15 protein-coding genes are annotated in these 15,962 nt (G+C 41.7%); 8 read left to right on the top strand and 7 right to left on the bottom strand.

Annotated elements, in window-relative coordinates; genetic code table 11:
- The 3 genes from ABD769_RS23960 to ABD769_RS23950 all read left to right on the top strand — a co-directional run bounded on the left by ABD769_RS23960 (window position 1) and on the right by ABD769_RS23950 (window position 4,211).
- Window positions 1–927, top strand: coding sequence for an efflux RND transporter periplasmic adaptor subunit (locus tag ABD769_RS23960; RefSeq protein WP_344853902.1), 927 nt, complete (start codon window positions 1–3; stop codon window positions 925–927).
- Window positions 928–929: 2 nt separating this feature from the next.
- Entirely contained in the window at window positions 930–3,974 is a 3,045-nt protein-coding gene (locus ABD769_RS23955) for an efflux RND transporter permease subunit (protein WP_344853901.1), read from the top strand.
- Window positions 3,975–4,070: 96 nt separating this feature from the next.
- Window positions 4,071–4,211, top strand: a complete 141-nt coding sequence (locus ABD769_RS23950; RefSeq protein ID WP_344853900.1) for a hypothetical protein — start codon at window positions 4,071–4,073, stop codon at window positions 4,209–4,211.
- A 154-nt stretch (window positions 4,212–4,365) separates the two neighbouring features.
- On the opposite strand, the gene ABD769_RS23945 is transcribed toward ABD769_RS23950, so the two are convergent.
- Together ABD769_RS23945 and blaB3PEDO are read right to left on the bottom strand one after the other, a co-directional pair.
- Window positions 4,366–4,923 carry a dihydrofolate reductase family protein gene (locus ABD769_RS23945; RefSeq protein ID WP_344853899.1) on the bottom strand — a complete coding sequence of 186 codons (558 nt, stop codon included), beginning with the start codon at window positions 4,921–4,923 and terminating at the stop codon, window positions 4,366–4,368.
- A 127-nt stretch (window positions 4,924–5,050) separates the two neighbouring features.
- Window positions 5,051–5,911, bottom strand: coding sequence for a PEDO-1 family subclass B3 metallo-beta-lactamase (blaB3PEDO, locus tag ABD769_RS23940; protein WP_344853898.1), 861 nt, complete (start codon window positions 5,909–5,911; stop codon window positions 5,051–5,053).
- 421 nt (window positions 5,912–6,332) lie between these two features.
- Here blaB3PEDO and ABD769_RS23935 point away from each other — a divergent pair, with 421 nt between their 5' ends.
- From ABD769_RS23935 to ABD769_RS23915, 5 genes are all read left to right on the top strand, one after another.
- Window positions 6,333–7,913, top strand: a complete 1,581-nt coding sequence (locus ABD769_RS23935) for a phage tail sheath family protein (RefSeq protein ID WP_344853897.1) — start codon at window positions 6,333–6,335, stop codon at window positions 7,911–7,913.
- Between the two features lie 33 nt (window positions 7,914–7,946).
- Window positions 7,947–8,411 carry a phage tail protein gene (locus ABD769_RS23930; RefSeq protein WP_344853896.1) on the top strand — a complete coding sequence of 155 codons (465 nt, stop codon included), beginning with the start codon at window positions 7,947–7,949 and terminating at the stop codon, window positions 8,409–8,411.
- A gap of 21 nt (window positions 8,412–8,432) precedes the next feature.
- Window positions 8,433–10,232, top strand: coding sequence for a type VI secretion system tip protein VgrG (vgrG, locus tag ABD769_RS23925; RefSeq protein ID WP_344853895.1), 1,800 nt, complete (start codon window positions 8,433–8,435; stop codon window positions 10,230–10,232).
- A 17-nt stretch (window positions 10,233–10,249) separates the two neighbouring features.
- Window positions 10,250–10,549 carry a PAAR domain-containing protein gene (locus tag ABD769_RS23920; protein WP_344853894.1) on the top strand — a complete coding sequence of 100 codons (300 nt, stop codon included), beginning with the start codon at window positions 10,250–10,252 and terminating at the stop codon, window positions 10,547–10,549.
- A gap of 69 nt (window positions 10,550–10,618) precedes the next feature.
- A complete protein-coding gene (locus tag ABD769_RS23915; RefSeq protein ID WP_344853893.1) occupies window positions 10,619–11,149 on the top strand; it encodes a contractile injection system tape measure protein in 531 nt (176 codons plus the stop codon).
- Between the two features lie 34 nt (window positions 11,150–11,183).
- Here the strand turns inward: ABD769_RS23915 and ABD769_RS23910 are convergent, their stop codons facing one another.
- The 5 genes from ABD769_RS23910 to ABD769_RS23890 form a co-directional block, all read right to left on the bottom strand.
- Window positions 11,184–12,005, bottom strand: coding sequence for a CE1 family esterase (locus ABD769_RS23910; protein ID WP_344853892.1), 822 nt, complete (start codon window positions 12,003–12,005; stop codon window positions 11,184–11,186).
- Between the two features lie 80 nt (window positions 12,006–12,085).
- Window positions 12,086–12,700 carry a hypothetical protein gene (locus ABD769_RS23905; protein WP_344853891.1) on the bottom strand — a complete coding sequence of 205 codons (615 nt, stop codon included), beginning with the start codon at window positions 12,698–12,700 and terminating at the stop codon, window positions 12,086–12,088.
- Between the two features lie 65 nt (window positions 12,701–12,765).
- Window positions 12,766–13,521 carry a CHASE3 domain-containing protein gene (locus ABD769_RS23900; protein WP_344853890.1) on the bottom strand — a complete coding sequence of 252 codons (756 nt, stop codon included), beginning with the start codon at window positions 13,519–13,521 and terminating at the stop codon, window positions 12,766–12,768.
- Window positions 13,522–13,768: 247 nt separating this feature from the next.
- Window positions 13,769–14,683, bottom strand: coding sequence for a glycerophosphodiester phosphodiesterase family protein (locus ABD769_RS23895; protein ID WP_344853889.1), 915 nt, complete (start codon window positions 14,681–14,683; stop codon window positions 13,769–13,771).
- 5 nt (window positions 14,684–14,688) lie between these two features.
- A complete protein-coding gene (locus ABD769_RS23890; protein ID WP_344853888.1) occupies window positions 14,689–15,960 on the bottom strand; it encodes an alkaline phosphatase family protein in 1,272 nt (423 codons plus the stop codon).
- Window positions 15,961–15,962: the final 2 nt, after the last annotated feature.

Here is a 15,962-nt window from a genome sequence, read left to right as displayed (position 1 = left end):
ATGCAAAAATATTTAAAATTAACCCTGGGCGCCATGGCCATAATTTCCTGCTTGTTGGCATGTAGCAATGCAGACTCAACAGCAGTGGAAGAAACACCTTCACCAGTTACCCCTGTACAGATTACCTATCCTAAAGACAGTTCTTTAGCCGAATATGTAGAACTGTCTGCAGTATCTGCCTACCTCGAAAAAAGTTTTGTAAAGGCCAGCATCAATGGCTATATAGAACGGGTAAATGCAAAAACCGGGCAGCAGGTAGCAAGCGGAACTTTACTTTTTACGCTGATTACCAAAGAGGCCCGCGCCATAGGCAATACCGTAAATAAACTCGATCCGGGTTTTAAATTTTCGGGTGTTTCCAATATCCACTCGGGGCAGGCCGGTACCATTGTAGAAGTGAATCACCAGAACGGAGATTATGTGCAGGATGGAGAAGCACTTGCAACCATCAGTAACCGAAACAGTCTGGTTTTTCTGCTCGATTTGCCTTACGAACTCAACCAGATTATCGCCCGGAACAAAGCCTTAGAGGTGTTGTTGCCCGATGGCACCAGATTGCCGGGATCGGTTTCAGGAACCATGCCATCGGTAGATTCGCTTGCCCAAACGCAACGTTACATCATCAAAATACCCACAGGCAAAGATATTCCGTCCGGACTTATCGCTAAGGTGAGGTTAACCAAACTGAGCCATGCAGAGGCACAGGTACTACCTAAATCAGCCGTGTTATCAAACGAAACTGAAGATGAATTTTGGGTGATGAAAATGATCAACGATTCAACTGCTATAAAAGTGAACGTGAAAAAAGGAATTGAAAGCAATTCGCTGATAGAAGTACTGGAACCTAAATTTTCAACAACCGATCGCATCATCAGAACCGGGAATTATGGCATTGGCGATACCGCCAGGGTTAAAATACAGAAATAGCCATGAACAGATTCTTTATATCACATAAAAACCCGATTCTGGCGGTCCTTATGATTATTTTAATAGGTGGGGTTTACTCCTTTATGCAGCTTAAAACAGGTCTTTTTCCGGAGATTACCTTTCCTAAAATCAAGATCATTGCCGATGCAGAACTCCAACCGGTTGATAAGATGGTGGTTACCGTTACCCGCCCTTTGGAAAATGCAGTAAAGCAGGTGCCCGATTTACAGCTTGTGAGAAGTACTACCAGCCGCGGCAGCTGTGAGCTTTCTGCCTATATGAACCCGGGAGCAGATATCGACCTGAGCCAGCAGCGGATAGAATCACAAATTGCAAAGATTTCGGCTTCGCTTCCTGCCGGTGTAAATATTTCGGTAGAAAAAATGAATCCTTCTATACTACCCGTTAGCGGATATAGTCTGGAAAGCCATCATTATTCTCCTGCCGAACTCAAAAAAATAGCTACCTATACCGTAAAACCCTTTTTATCGCAGGTTGATGGCGTTTCAGAAATTCGTGTAATTGGGGGTAAAACTAAAGAATACTGGCTGGAACTCGATGTACAGAAAATGCAGTCGCTCGGCATTTCGTCCGATCAGATCTCCGCTGCGCTTTCGCAAACCAATTTTATAAAATCGAACGGGTACTTATCGGATAACAATTTTCTTTACCTCTCGGTAACCGATGCAACGGTAAAAACAAAAAGTGATCTGGAAGAGCTGGTACTCGCCAGAAAAGGTAACAGAACGGTGCGGATAGCCGATGTGGCTAAGGTAAATATTCAGCAGAGTGTAGAATATACGCGCATCAATGCCAACGGGAAAGATGGAATATTAATCGCTGTAATTAAGCAGCCAAACGCAAATCTGGTTGATCTTTCTGCAGAAATGGCTGCAAAGGTTAAGGAGCTAGCGCATCTTCTTCCGGCAGGCGTGCGCATTAAACCCTATTATGTACAGGCCGATTTTGTTAACGAATCGGTTAAAAGCGTGCGCGATAGTTTATTGATCGGGCTTGCGCTGGCCATTATTGTTGCCGTTATTTTTTTACGGTCGCTAAAAGCCAGTGCAACCATATTGATTACGATTCCGGTTACGCTCTGTTTAACAGTAATTGTGCTTTATTTTATCGGATACTCGTTAAACATCATGACACTTGGCGCCATTGCGGCTGCCATCGGATTGATTATCGATGATGCGATTGTGGTGGTAGAACAAATCCACCGGACGCACGAAGAGCATCCTGACAAGCCTACAGCACCTTTAATCAGCAAGGCCATCAGTTACCTTTTTCCCGCTATGCTGGGTTCATCCATCAGTACCATAGTAATTTTTGTCCCCTTTGTACTGATGACGGGCGTAGCAGGATCCTATTTTCAGGTGATGACCAATACCATGATTATTACGCTGGTATGCTCGTTCTTTGTAACCTGGATTGGTTTGCCGGTAGTGTACCTGCTACTCACTAAAAACGCGCATGGCAATGCATCTGGAAATGAGGTAGTTGTACACGAGGTAAAATCGCAGAACTGGGTGCGTTTTTTCATTAAACGGCCCTATATTTCTTATGCCTTTATCCTGGTGCTCATCGCGTCAATCGTTTTGATATTCCCAAGGCTCCAAACCGGTTTTTTGCCCGAAATGGATGAAGGCAGTATTGTACTGGATTATGCATCACCCCCGGGAACCTCACTTGAAGAAACCGACAGGATGCTAAAAGAGGTAGAAAAGGAAATTGTAAAAATTCCGGATGTGCAAGCCTATTCGAGACGAACAGGTACCCAGATGGGATTTTTTATTACCGAGCCGAATACCGGAGATTACCTGATCCAGCTGAAACCTAACCATAAAAAAAGTACAGAAGAGGTCATTTCTGAAATCAGGAATCATATAGAACATACCCAGCCTGCATTGGTTGTCGATTTTGGTCAGGTGATTGGCGATATGCTGGGCGATCTGATGAGCTCCACACAACCCATTGAAGTCAAAATTTTTGGAAACGACCAGCAAAAACTGCAGATATTATCTAAACAGGTTGCCGCTCTGGTTTCGAAGGTAGGTGGAACAGCCGATGTATTTGATGGGATTATCCTTTCTGGCCCAACAGTAAATATTCAGCCCAACTTTACCATGCTCGCACAGTATGGAATTACGCCGCTTTCTTTTCAGTCGCAGGTTCAAACGGCCATGCAGGGCAACGTAATCGGCAATTTGTATGATAAACAACAGCTTTCGCCCATCAGAATGGTTTATCCCGGAAGCCGGAATTTTGGGGTATCAGATATTACTGCCCTTAAAATATTTCTCCCTGACGGAAGGGCAATTCCAATTCAGAGCCTGGCCAAAGTAGATCTCCAGGTGGGTAATGCCGAAGTAGAACGCGAAAACCTTCAGACCATTGGCGCCATTACCGCAAGGTTAGACAACCGGGATCTTGGAAGTGTAATGAAAGATATCCGGGCGGAGGTGAACAGTAAGGTTAGTCTGCCATCTGGTTACCATATCGAATATGGCGGGGCTTATAAAGAACAACAACAGTCGTTTTCCGAACTCCTTACCATTTTAATCGCCTCAAGTTTACTGGTGTTCAGTGTAATTCTTTTCCTTTTCAGGGATTTTAAGGTGGCTTTCCTGATTCTGTTAATCTCGGTGCTGGGCATTTCAGGAAGTTACCTGGCTCTGCTGCTTACTGGTACACCTTTAAATGTGGGCAGTTATACCGGATTGATTATGATTGTGGGGATTATTGGAGAGAATGCCGTATTTACCTTTTTACAGTTTAAAGAATCGCTGCAGGAAAAAAACATAGACGATGCGATTACTTTTGCCATTTCAACCCGGTTAAGACCAAAACTAATGACAGCACTTGGCGCAATAATAGCCTTAATGCCTTTGGCCCTCGGTATAGGGGCAGGTGCGCAACTGCATCAACCACTGGCCATTGCAGTTATCGGCGGATTTATTGTGGCATTGCCGCTTTTGCTGATTGCGTTGCCTGTTTTAATCAGGAGGTTTTATACCCATAAAGAAGCGCAAATACACCTGTAAACTGATTCTAAGTGATTTTAATCAAAATTAATTTCGTCTTTTTTAATCTTTTTCGTTCGGGCTTAGTCAAACAGCTTTTATCAACGTTTGATATTAATGAAAAACCAGAAAAAAACTTTAAAACCACAGGATGATAAAGAGGAAGCAGATAGTGGAGATGGATTTCCCGGAAAAATGGTGTTTTTTATCATCCTGTTGAGTATAATACTGATTATTTTGGTTTTATTCAGGCGTTAGTGATGAACTGACAATGATTTTTTGGTTCGATTTATAAAATATTCCGGATGATTTGCTGATAAATCTATAAATTATCATGCCACCTATAAAATAATCAGATCAATAAAACGCCTGAAAAAACACCGTTACTGTTGCTGGCCTTAAGCCAGGTTTTTTATTGAACGTTATTTTTTTCTGCTTCGTAAGTAAGCTCTACCACGCCTGATCTGAAAACCCTGGTGCCAGTTAATTTCAGGCCAATTCGCTCCTTTAAATCTTCGAACAAAGGTTTTCCCTTGCCCAGCACGGTGGGGTGTACCGATATTTTGTAAACATCAATAAGTCCCAGATCGATAAATGTTTTAATCAGTTTTGCGCCTCCATAGAGCCAGATATCTTTACCGCCCTGTTTTTTAATTTCTGCTACCCGGTCTGCCAGATCGGTAGTAATCCACGTGGCTTTTTCGTTTGGCCTTTCCTTGCCCGAAAAAACAAATTTATTTTTGGAGTGTATGGCCTGCCATATCGATTTTTCGGCTGGTGCTGTATTTTCTTCAGGCTGAAAATTTCCCCAGGCATCATAACTTACTCTTCCGTAAAACATGGTATCTATGCTTTCGATAAAAGCATCAAAATTCATGTCATCGTCCATAATACACCAATCAATTTCCCCGTTTGGTCCCTCTATAAAACCGTCGAGTGTAACCGCCAGGTTTAAAATTACTTTTTTCATATAGATTTTCTTTCGAATAAAATTAACGAATGCTTTTTGACCGTATTTTGGAAAAATGCAATACAACTATAGTTTGGATGGAGCAAATCCGTTGTTTCTCCTCATATTGTTAGTTTGCCATAGTGAATTACTTCTTACCAGTCTTTTTATCAAATTCAAGCTGAAGGCTATTCAATACCTGATCATATCCCTTACGGTCAAAAAAAGCAGCTGGATTATATTGGTCGCCAGGCTTGTGTTTCTCATGCAGGCCAAACTGACTCGCATGTGAAGATAGCCAGATATCAAACGATAAATTTTTAAGCGAATTTAAAGTATAGGCATAATCTTTTTTAATTTGAGGATAGGCCGGTATATCCGAAAACTTTTTTTCGGTAACGATACTTGGCATATTGGCAATCAGTACCGAATATGCCCGTTTTTCATCTTTGGTGTGAAGCATAAAACTGCACGAACCTTTTGTGTGCCCGGGGTGGTGGAGCATCACAATACTGGTATTTCCCAATTGGATCCGATCTCCGTCTTTTAACAAACGATCTGGCGTAATGGGGGCGTAGGTGGTTTTTCCGTTGCCCAGCGCATAGTCAGACCTGCCGCCATCTTTCATCACTGCTGCATCTTTTTCGTCAACCATCATTTTCGCACCGGTAAGCTTTTTAATTTCTGCCATGGCACCCAGGTGATCGTAATGTGCCTGTGTGGTGAGCAAAATTTTGATATCCTTAAAGTTAAAACCCAAAAGACCTACGTTTTTTTTAATCTGCGCTGCTGATGAACTTAGTCCGGTATTGATTAAGATATTTCCTTTCGAAGTGGTAATGAGGTAACAGGCCAGGTCATAAGTGCCAACATAATATACATTGCCTGCAATGCGGAACGGGGCATAAGGAGCCGACCATTCTTTTGGCGTATCATTGGGTTCCTGTACATTTTGTGCAAGTAAAAAGAGCGGAAAAAGAAGGAGGCAAAAAATAAATTTAATTTTCATAGTGCAGGGATAGTGATGTAGGTTGTTACACCAAAATTAATTAAATTATAATTTGGATTTGCATAGAACATCACATTTTAGCAGGTACCTGCGTACAGGCTTAGAATGAAGATGCGCGTATTTCTAACGTCTGCGATTTATTTGTGCATTATTTTCGGTCGATGTTCAGTTTAGAAAAGTAGATATATGTTTCGGTTATTTGATGCAAGATGTTTAATTTTATGCTATCATCCCCTTCAATACAAATATCCAATACAAACCATTTTATTTAATCTCACATTCAATATGATTAATGAAACGCTCCAATTTACCTGTGATATCCCGAATCAATTTCGAAGAAACAAAAGCAGGCTAATCAAAAACACATTGACCCAATTTATGGCGGCTGTGCCTGCTATTTAATAATTATTAAAAATAAGATATGATTGCATCTAACATTAAATCTCCCGGTGTTTACATTAATGAGCAAAATGCCTTTTCCAATACCATAGTCTCGGTGGCTACTGCGGTTCCGGCATTTATAGGCTATACGCCCCAGGCCCAATACAGCGGCAAATCTTACACTAATATACCGTGTAAAATTACTTCTTTTGCCGATTTTCAGGCTATTTATGGTTACCCTGATCCGGCGCAGCCGGCAAGTGCTGCAGAGCAGTATAGCCCAGAATATTATCTGGTACAGCAAAAAAGCGAACCTCATGGTCAGGATTATATGGTCATTGATGGTGCATACTATTCTATTTTGCCCGATCCCAATACCGTTTATTATATGTATAACAGCATTAAACTGTTTTATCAAAATGGTGGCAGTGAGGCATATATCGTATCAGTAGGCACCTACGGACCACCATCCGGCAAGCCAATGGATATTAATCAACAGCTTATTAACCCAAATGTATCCCTTGAAGCTTTAACAGCCGGTCTTCAGCTTTTACTTAATGAGCAAGAGCCTACCATGTACATTTGTCCGGAGGCCACTTTGTTATCAGTAGAAGACAATGGTACACTGATGGAAAGTATGTTGCAGCAAAGCGAAAACATGCAAACCGCAATAGCTGTTTTCGACATCATTGGCGGCCGGAATCCTGATCCTGTAACCTATTCTGCGGATATAGAAACTTTCAGGGCACGTACGGGCGCGAATGGTTTAAGCTATGGCACTGCTTATTATCCTTTTGTGGGTACCACCATTATGGAAAGTCCCGATATCAACTATACCAACCTTTTTGGCGGCGATGTTAAACAGCTCGAACCACTGTTAAATCCACCATCAAACCCTAACCCGGCAGCCGCAACTATAATTCATAACATCGAAAACCCTCAGGGAATACCATTAACAGTAACCCAATACCATAATGCGTTAATGAATGCGAGTAAGGTATATACCGACATTGTTAAAAATGTACTTGCACAGGCCAATATTCTGCCGGCAAGCGCAGGCATGGCAGGTGTAATGACCACTATCGATAACCAGGCGGGTGTATGGCAGGCTCCGGCAAATACTGCTATTGTTGGCGCGGTATCATTACCCATCAACCTTTCAGATAGTCAGCAAGGTAACCTTAATGTTGATGCTGTTTCGGGTAAATCCATCAATGCCATCCGTTATTTTAATGGGATCGGTATTTTAGTTTGGGGTGCCAGAACTCTGGATGGCAACAGCCAGGACTGGAGGTACATTTCGGTAAGAAGAACCATGATCATGATTGAGCAATCGTGTAAACTGGCTGCACAGGCTTACACTTTTCAACCTAATAACAAAAATACCTGGGAAGCGGTTAAAGCGATGATCAGCAGTTTTCTAACCAACGTTTGGAAAGAAGGTGGTTTAATGGGCGCAACCGCTGCAGATGCCTTTTCGGTAGAATGCGGTTTGGGCACAACCATGACTGCTAACGATATTTTGAACGGATTTATGAATGTTACGGTGCAAGTTGCCGTAGTACACCCGGCCGAGTTTATCGTAATTACTTTCCAGCAGGAAATGGCAGTTACCAGTTAATAGCGTATTAATTAAAATTTAGAAATAAATATTATGGCAGCTAAAGGAAGTGCTCAGGATAACACATGGCCAATGCCCAAATTCAGATTTGAAGTGGATTTCGGAACGATATTAACAGGCGTATCATTTCAGGAGGTATCCGGTTTGGAAGTTGAAACTGAGGTTATTGATTATAGACAAGGCAATAATGCTGCATTTTCTGTAAAAAAAATGCCCGGCTTGGTAAAATTCGGCAATGTAATTATGAAACGGGGTGTTTTTTTGAATGATCATGCCTTTTGGAAATGGCATGAGGAAGTAAGAATGAATACGATTAAAACAATGACAGTACTAGTTAAGCTGCTGGATGAAAACGGCAATACCACGATGCAATGGCAATTGGATAAGGCCTGGCCAGCCAAAATGAGCAGCACCGATCTGAAATCAGACGCAAGTGAAGTCTCCATTGATACCCTTGAGCTGGCGCATGAGCAATTGAAGGTGGTAAATGGTCGGTAATTTTTAATTTTTAGCAAAAAAATGACATCATCAACAAATATTACAAGTGGCGGTAATGCCACTTATACAATTAAGATTGCAGGTATTACCATGCCTGAAAACATACATATAAAATCTATACGCGTAGAAAAGAAAGTAAACCAAATTACCAGTGCTAAAATTATTATCATTGATGGCGAAGCAAGTTCCGGAGCATTCGAAGCCAGCTCCTCATCACTTTTTGTACCCGGTAACCTGGTGAGTATTGAGGCCGGTTACGATGGCACCAATGCCTTGATTTTTAAAGGCATCATTACGGGTCAATCGATCCGTATTAATGACATGGTAGGCTCAGTGCTCGAAGTAGAATGTAAGGATGAAGCCATAAAAATGACGGTAGGGAAGAAGAATTTAATCTTTTCCGGAAAAAAAGACAGTGAAGTGATTGCTTCTCTTATCAGTAATTATTCTTCGCTCACTGCCGATATCAGCGATACCAATGCCATTTGGCCTGAGCAGGTTCAGTTTTATGTGAGTGATTGGGATTTTATACTTTCACTTGCAGAAACAAACGGACTAATAGTGACCACCATTAATGGTAACGTAGCTGTAAACTCGCCAGTTGCCAATGCCAGCCCGGTTCTTAGCATCAGTTATGGAGTTAATTTATTAGAATTTAATGCCGGTATAAATGCCATAAATCAGTATGGGAATGTAAAGTCGAACTCGTGGGATTATCAGCAGCAGGCAGTAGTAAGTGTATGTGCGACAAATAGTTATGTGGGACCAGGTAATATGTCTTCCAAAAAACTGGCAGAAGTAGTTGGCCTGGCAGAATACGATTTGCAAACAACAGCAGCAATAGATACTGCAGCACTTAATAACTGGGCCCGGGCGCAGATGGTAAAAAGTGAATTTGCTAAAATACAGGGTGAGGCTAAGTTTCAGGGGAATGCTTTGGCTGAACCAGATAAATTTGTTGCTTTTAATGGCTTAGGCGACAGGTTCAACGGCGATTACCTTATTTCTGGTGTTGTTCATGATATTTCTGATGGAAACTGGATAACCGAAGTTTCGTTAGGACTTTCGCCTCAATGGTCTACAGGAAATTCAGATCTGGCGGCTCCTTCTGCCACAGGGATGTTGCCCGGCGTACGCGGCTTATTTAATGGTATCGTTAAAAAAACATACGGCGATCCGGATTCTCAATACCGTATTCTGGTTGATTTACCGCTCTTCGGTCAAAGCGGTCAGGGCGTGTGGGCAAGGCTTGCCAACTTTTATTCAACCAGTGGTGCCGGGGCATTTTTTCTTCCGGAAGCAGGAGATGAAGTGGTTTTAGGCTTTCTAAATGAAGATCCACGCAGTCCGGTGATATTGGGGAGCATGTACAGCAGTTCTAAAATAAAACCACATCAGAACCTTAACCCGAATGAGAAAAATGCCATCAAGGCAATTGTTTCTAAATCGAATATCAAGATCGAATTCGATGATGAAAATAAAATGTTAACCATTGCTACGCCTGATAAAAACACCATGATATTTAGCGATCAGGATAAAAAGATTACCATTCAGGATGAACACAATAACAGCATTGTAATGTCTGCTGGTGGGATTACCATCAAAAGTGCTACCGATGTTAATATTGAGGCCGGGCAAAAGGTAAATATTATGGGTAACCAGGGTGTAACCGTAAAAGCTCCGGCAGGAGATATTGCCTTAAAGGGCCTAAATATTAAACAAGTAGCCGACAGCCAGTTTTTGGCAGAAGGAGCAGCGACCGCAGAAATTAAAAGCGGGATGCAATTGAGCCTGAAAAGTGCCATGATTATGATTAATTAATTTTAAACCAAACGAATATGCCACCAGCAGCCAGAATAACAGATTTTCACGAATGTCCGATGCAAACACCCGGAATCCCACCTATACCCCATGTTGGTGGTCCGGTTATTGGGCCCGGTGAGCCTACAGTACTTATAGGTAATTTACCTGCCGCCACAGTGGGCGATATGCTGGTTTGTGTTGGCCCGCCCGATAGTATTATAAAAGGTTCTGCAACCGTTATGATCGGTGGAAAACCAGCAGCCAGAATGGGCGACCCAACTGCACACGGAGGTAAAATTATACTTGGTGCATTTAACGTATTGATAGGCGGTTAAATTATTTATACCTTAAAAAGAAACAGTTGATACAACAAAAAATCTTACCTGCCACATCATTTTACTATAATGCCACACAATAAAGATATTTTAAAACAGGAAATAGGCGTAAAAAATGCCGGCCTGGTTATCATTAATGCTTACATCCCTCTACTTTTCAGTCGCCTGGGTTTAACAGATAATCAAAAATTTAACAGTATAGAAAGCCAGCTGGCAGCTGTGCATTACCTGCAATTTATAGTAACGGGGCAGGAGCAGACCGAAGAGTCACTTTTACCACTTAATAAATTGTTATGTGGAATGCAACTTACCCAGCCGGTAACGGAAAGTATGAGTATCTCACAAGAAAATAAACTATTTCTGGAGGGATTAATAAAAGCTGCAATTGGAGCCTGGCAGGCTATTGGCAACACTTCTGTAGATGGTTTTAGAAGCAACTGGCTGATAAGAGATGGCTTGCTTACTGACAGAGGGGATAGCTGGGAGTTAACGGTAGAAAAACGGCCCTACGATCTTTTAATCCAAAGGTCGCTATTCTCATTCTCTGTTATCAAATATCCATGGATGGATAAGCCCCTTCACGTTAACTGGCCTTATTAAAATAGCCGCAGAACCTAAACATTAGCGACCGTGATTACTGCTTTTCAATCCCTTTAAAAAACTTAACCACCACCTCATCGGCTGCTGTTGGGTACACATGCCCGCCGGGATGAACGTATAAAATAACCGGGTTTCCGCTTTCTGACGGATAGTAGGTAGCATATGCTCCATAGGGTTTTCCCTCTGCATCGCAGCTGTTTAATTTCAATATTAAATTACACATTAATTTTTGCCAGGCTGGTTTCACCAACGGATCTTTTTCTCCCATAATGTGCATAGCCGGTTTTGGTTTAAGCTGGCCAGCAACTTTTCGGGCAACAGCCGATGATGGTGCAAAAGCTGCAAATACATCAGCCCGGGTAGCCCAGAGCAGGTAAGTAAATCCACCACCGTTAGAATGTCCGGTAGCATAAATCCGTTTATCGTCTATTTTGTAATCTTCCTTAAATGTTTTCAGCATCTGATCAAAGAAATTCAGATCACGGTTATTCATATCGCCGTTTTCTTTTTGCCATCCGGACAATTTACCCTGTGGATCGGTAAGCTGACCCGGCGTGTTTAATCCCTGAGGATATACAACAATGGCTTCGGGCCAGAGTTTATCGAACTGGTGGCTGCGGTAAGCATTTTCCATCGTTCCGCCATGACCATGAAAAACAAAAATAAGCGGACTAATTTTGGTTTTTGCAGTGGCTGGAATATACACCAAAGCCTCACGTTTCGTATCGCCAACCGTCCATTGCATCCGTTTTATTTCGGATGAGGTTTGTGCAACAACCGCTGAAACCTGTAGATAAATGAATATAAAGAGCAGGAAAAAGAATTTAAATACCCTGCGATTAATTTTTCTGATCATACCATATTGACCTTAACCGGTGGACAGGGTTTAATCAAAATTTATTTGCTGGGCATTTTTATTGCTTAATGCAGCTGTGTTTATGGGGTGAACTGTATCTGCTGTACCAGGTAGGCTTTGCCAAATTTCTGTGGGTCGTGCGTTACCGTAGCTTTTATGGCTTTCCATTTTGGGAGCTGGCTGGTTTTCCAGTTATTACGTACTTCCAGTGCATTTTGATAAATTTCTTCAAGCTGTGCCTGAACTGTGCTGTTTGCATAGGTTAACTGAAGCTTATCAGGAACAAAATAGTAATCATTTCCGGTTTTGCTCAGCTTGATCACCGGGCCTCCGGGAACATATGAGGTGATGAGCTGAATATCGAAAGACTCAGTTCCTTTATACTGTTCTTTACTTACAATTTTGGTAAAGATAAAGGAGTCGGAGGAAGCATCCTGCGGCGGATTATCATCATGATGAAACTTCGCTTTAACGCGATAGGTATAGCCGGCTTCTCTTTGATCAAAACCTGCAAGTGCTGATCCTGCAAGTTCTTTTTCCGGTAATTTTAGCAACAGGTCCTGATCAGCACCATATCGGTGATCAACGAGAAGTTCTACTTCCTGCCCGTTTTTAAGTTTTAGCGGGCCATAAACTTCTTCTTTTTTACAGGAAAGGAAACTGATGGCTAAAAAGAGTACAGTTAGTTTTTTCATGGTTTTAAGCGTTTTTATTTATGGGTAAAACGATATTAAACCAGATAATGCTACAGGTGATGCTGTTATTTTATATCTTCAGGATTAACCTGGATGCCATATTCTCCGTTTCCAATCCTCTCCGAAACATCTTTCAGCCTGGCAATTTTTTTCTCCATTGCAGATGTTTCGTATTTTACCTGTTCTTCCAAACGGATCCTGTCTTCAAAATCACTCATGGTGCGCCTGTAAAAATAAATGGTGCTGGTTAGTGAAACCAAAAAAGCAATGATGATCGAAACCAGTGAAATAGTGCCATACAGGTTTAGGGTTGATAACCGGGTTGATAGTAATATTTCTTCACGGCTTTCCATTCTTGTAACAATAATTCTGGCCCTGTCCATATACGATTTTCCCATTAAAAGGATATCCTGGCTGATGGTTCCCCCTAAGCGTTTCTGGCTGATGGTATTCTCTAAAAGGTCATATTTAGAGTCTATCATTTCCTTTAAACCTTTAAACTCGTTTTGCTGTGCACCATTATCGCTGGTGAGGTATTTAACGGTATCGAATGCTGCGCGGGTTACCTTTTCTGCACCGTTATAAGGCTCCAGAAATTTTTCGTTGCCTGTAAGCAGGTAACCACGCTGACCGGTTTCAGCATCTTTCATTGACGAAATAATCAATTCGAGTTTACCGCGTACCGTATTGGTGTGGTCAACCCATCGTTCGCTATTGTAAAATTTTTCTACTGAAAAATAGGATAGGGCAGATGTGGCAACAGTAAAAATTATCGAAAGGACAAATCCTGCTACTGGGCGGTTAAAAAAAGAAGTTTTCATTAAGGATAGTTTTGGGCGAATTTAGGGCTTTTATCGTTTTTTAATCCATTAGCCTATAAAAATCGTATTTATTCGTGTTTTTATAAGCCGGATATTATTCTTATAGCTGTTTATAAAATAGGAAAGGTTACCATCGTGGATGATAACCTTTGTTTGATCTGTCAACTAACCAAAGCAGCAGATCAATGTTTTAAATAAGTAGGTGTGCAATATAAACCAGCTAACTTCTACTTTGTTTTAGAAATTTTTATTTTTTTAACGGAGCAAGGTATTTTGTTGTCAATCCTTTCTCTTTTGCATACTTTAAAAGTTCGTTTGCGCTCTCTACACTCCTGTCGCTCGATAAAATATCTGCACCGTTTTCAACCAGTTTAGAATATACACCATCACCCTGAGCCTTAGCACTTTTATCAAGGTTGCCCATGGTGCCTAAAATACACCAGATCCCTTTACTGTGGAGGTAATCGTAAACCATTTTATCTGGAGCAGAAGTACCCACAAAGGCTACTATGCGGTTGTTCGGGATTCCCATCTGGTTAAGTCTTTCCAAATCTGCAATACTTCTGATCGAAGCAGAAATCATCAGGTCAGGGGCAAGGCGATATACTTCTGCAGCTTGTGTGGCACTATAGGTAATGATGATGCTGTAAGCTTCGGCTTTATTCCGTCTAACCGCCTCAATCATTTTTTTGTAGGGAACGCCTCTTTTTACATCCAGGGTATAAATTACCTTATCTTTTCCCCATTTTAAAACCTCATCAAGCGTTGGAATATGGAAAGCCGTAACAGTGCCTTCATTGTCTTTTAAACGAATGTCTTTTAATTCCGCTAATGTTTTTTCGCCGATAGGGCCGGTACCGTTTGTTGTCCGCTCCAAACGGTCATCATGCATCATTACCAGTGCCGAATCTTTTGTTAAAGCGGCATCACATTCAATAATGGTTGGGTGAAGCTTTACACTGTTGGCAAAAGTTTCAATGGCGTTTTCAGGAAATCCGGCAACCGGACCCCCACGGTGACAGCTAATCAACGGGTAACGAGAAGGGCTCCACTGCATAAATTTTTGAAACTCTTCCTGAGTTTTAAATTTTAGGGCATATTGCTGACTGTAAACTGAATTAAAACTGAGGAGGGCGACAACGGCCAATAATAATCTTTTCATCTTCGTTATTTTAAAATAGGTTTTAATACCTCTAACTTTCCATCTATCGGCTCCTGATAGCTCAAACCAAGAATATTTGCAATTAATGGATATACATTTACGTTTTCAAAAGAAGGTATTTTTACCTGTTTTTTAAAGGCAGGTCCCCAGGCTAAAAAGGTGGCATGCATATCTTTTACCACCGAAGGATCGAAACCGTGGTGACCAATACCCGGTTTACGGCTGGAGAATACCTTTGGCCATTCGGGCACCAGCAAAATATCGCCGATCCGGTTCATACGGTCATCTGTTGCACTGTAATGGAAATGCTCCGGCATATTGCTTTTCAGGTACACTTTATAATCCTTTTCATTGCTTTTTAGAGCCTCGTAAAGTGGCTGTATATCAGCTTTGTTTTTAGCATGGATATCCATTAAAGTACCAGATGCAGCAATGATGTATTTGGCCGTATCAATTTCCTTTGGTGTCGCAATCGGGTGTTCACGGTCTACAGCCGTCATTCCATGATCAGAAACAAATACATAATTTACCGGAAGATGAAGCGGTTCGATGGCCTTTGTTAACTCATAAATCACCGAATCGACCATTTTAACTGCTTTTTCTGTCTCTGGCGCATCCGGACCAAAACTATGTCCGGCGTGATCAGGTTCTGACAGGTAAAAAGTAATCAGGTGCGGTCTTTTTTCTTCCGGCAGGCTTAACCAGTTTTTCACAATGCTGATTCTTTTATCAATCGTAATCTGTTCGGTATAATCGTAATAATAAGTTGGGCGCAGGCCTTTAATTTCGGCTTCAGATCCTACCCAGAACATACTTGCTGCAATCATATGCTGCTGTTCGGCCAACACCCATAGCGGGGTGCCACCATACCATTTACCATCTCTTACTTTTGCTTTTGCACCCATAGAATACCTTTCGCCCGCTTTTTCATCTAAAAAGCTATTGTTTACTAAACCATGGTGCGAAGGATACATTCCGGTTACCAGGGTGTAGTGATTAGGGAAGGTCACCGACGGATAACTCGGGATCATGGATGCCGCCTGTACACCGTTTTGGCTCAGTTCGAGCAGGTGATTTGCTTTGTAGCGCCCGGCATAATCGTGTCGGAAGCCATCTGCCGAAATTAAAATGACATAAGGTTTTTTAATTTGAGCAGCATCATTTTTTCGGCCCTGGGCTATATGTTGAATGGTATCCGTTTGTGCCTGAACCTGGTTTCCCGTTAAGGCCAGAAAAGCGGTCATTATAAAACCGAAGCCATAATTAATTTTTTTCATTT

Source organism: Pedobacter jeongneungensis (assembly GCF_039538295.1).
In the GTDB taxonomy this organism is placed as follows: domain Bacteria; phylum Bacteroidota; class Bacteroidia; order Sphingobacteriales; family Sphingobacteriaceae; genus Pedobacter; species Pedobacter jeongneungensis.
The sequence above is the reverse complement of the archived record's forward strand: the minus strand, read 5'-3'. Positions and strand labels throughout refer to the sequence as shown.

What these genes read in the sequence shown, in the direction of transcription:
- ABD769_RS23960 (WP_344853902.1), top strand. Translation starts at nt 1, where the DNA reads ATGCAAAAATATTTAAAATTAACCCTGGGCGCCATGGCCATAATTTCC.
- ABD769_RS23955 (WP_344853901.1), top strand. Translation starts at nt 930, where the DNA reads ATGAACAGATTCTTTATATCACATAAAAACCCGATTCTGGCGGTCCTT.
- ABD769_RS23950 (WP_344853900.1), top strand. Translation starts at nt 4,071, where the DNA reads ATGAAAAACCAGAAAAAAACTTTAAAACCACAGGATGATAAAGAGGAA.
- ABD769_RS23945 (WP_344853899.1), bottom strand. Translation starts at nt 4,923, where the DNA reads ATGAAAAAAGTAATTTTAAACCTGGCGGTTACACTCGACGGTTTTATA.
- blaB3PEDO (WP_344853898.1), bottom strand. Translation starts at nt 5,911, where the DNA reads ATGAAAATTAAATTTATTTTTTGCCTCCTTCTTTTTCCGCTCTTTTTA.
- ABD769_RS23935 (WP_344853897.1), top strand. Translation starts at nt 6,333, where the DNA reads ATGATTGCATCTAACATTAAATCTCCCGGTGTTTACATTAATGAGCAA.
- ABD769_RS23930 (WP_344853896.1), top strand. Translation starts at nt 7,947, where the DNA reads ATGGCAGCTAAAGGAAGTGCTCAGGATAACACATGGCCAATGCCCAAA.
- vgrG (WP_344853895.1), top strand. Translation starts at nt 8,433, where the DNA reads ATGACATCATCAACAAATATTACAAGTGGCGGTAATGCCACTTATACA.
- ABD769_RS23920 (WP_344853894.1), top strand. Translation starts at nt 10,250, where the DNA reads ATGCCACCAGCAGCCAGAATAACAGATTTTCACGAATGTCCGATGCAA.
- ABD769_RS23915 (WP_344853893.1), top strand. Translation starts at nt 10,619, where the DNA reads ATGCCACACAATAAAGATATTTTAAAACAGGAAATAGGCGTAAAAAAT.
- ABD769_RS23910 (WP_344853892.1), bottom strand. Translation starts at nt 12,005, where the DNA reads ATGATCAGAAAAATTAATCGCAGGGTATTTAAATTCTTTTTCCTGCTC.
- ABD769_RS23905 (WP_344853891.1), bottom strand. Translation starts at nt 12,700, where the DNA reads ATGAAAAAACTAACTGTACTCTTTTTAGCCATCAGTTTCCTTTCCTGT.
- ABD769_RS23900 (WP_344853890.1), bottom strand. Translation starts at nt 13,521, where the DNA reads ATGAAAACTTCTTTTTTTAACCGCCCAGTAGCAGGATTTGTCCTTTCG.
- ABD769_RS23895 (WP_344853889.1), bottom strand. Translation starts at nt 14,683, where the DNA reads ATGAAAAGATTATTATTGGCCGTTGTCGCCCTCCTCAGTTTTAATTCA.
- ABD769_RS23890 (WP_344853888.1), bottom strand. Translation starts at nt 15,960, where the DNA reads ATGAAAAAAATTAATTATGGCTTCGGTTTTATAATGACCGCTTTTCTG.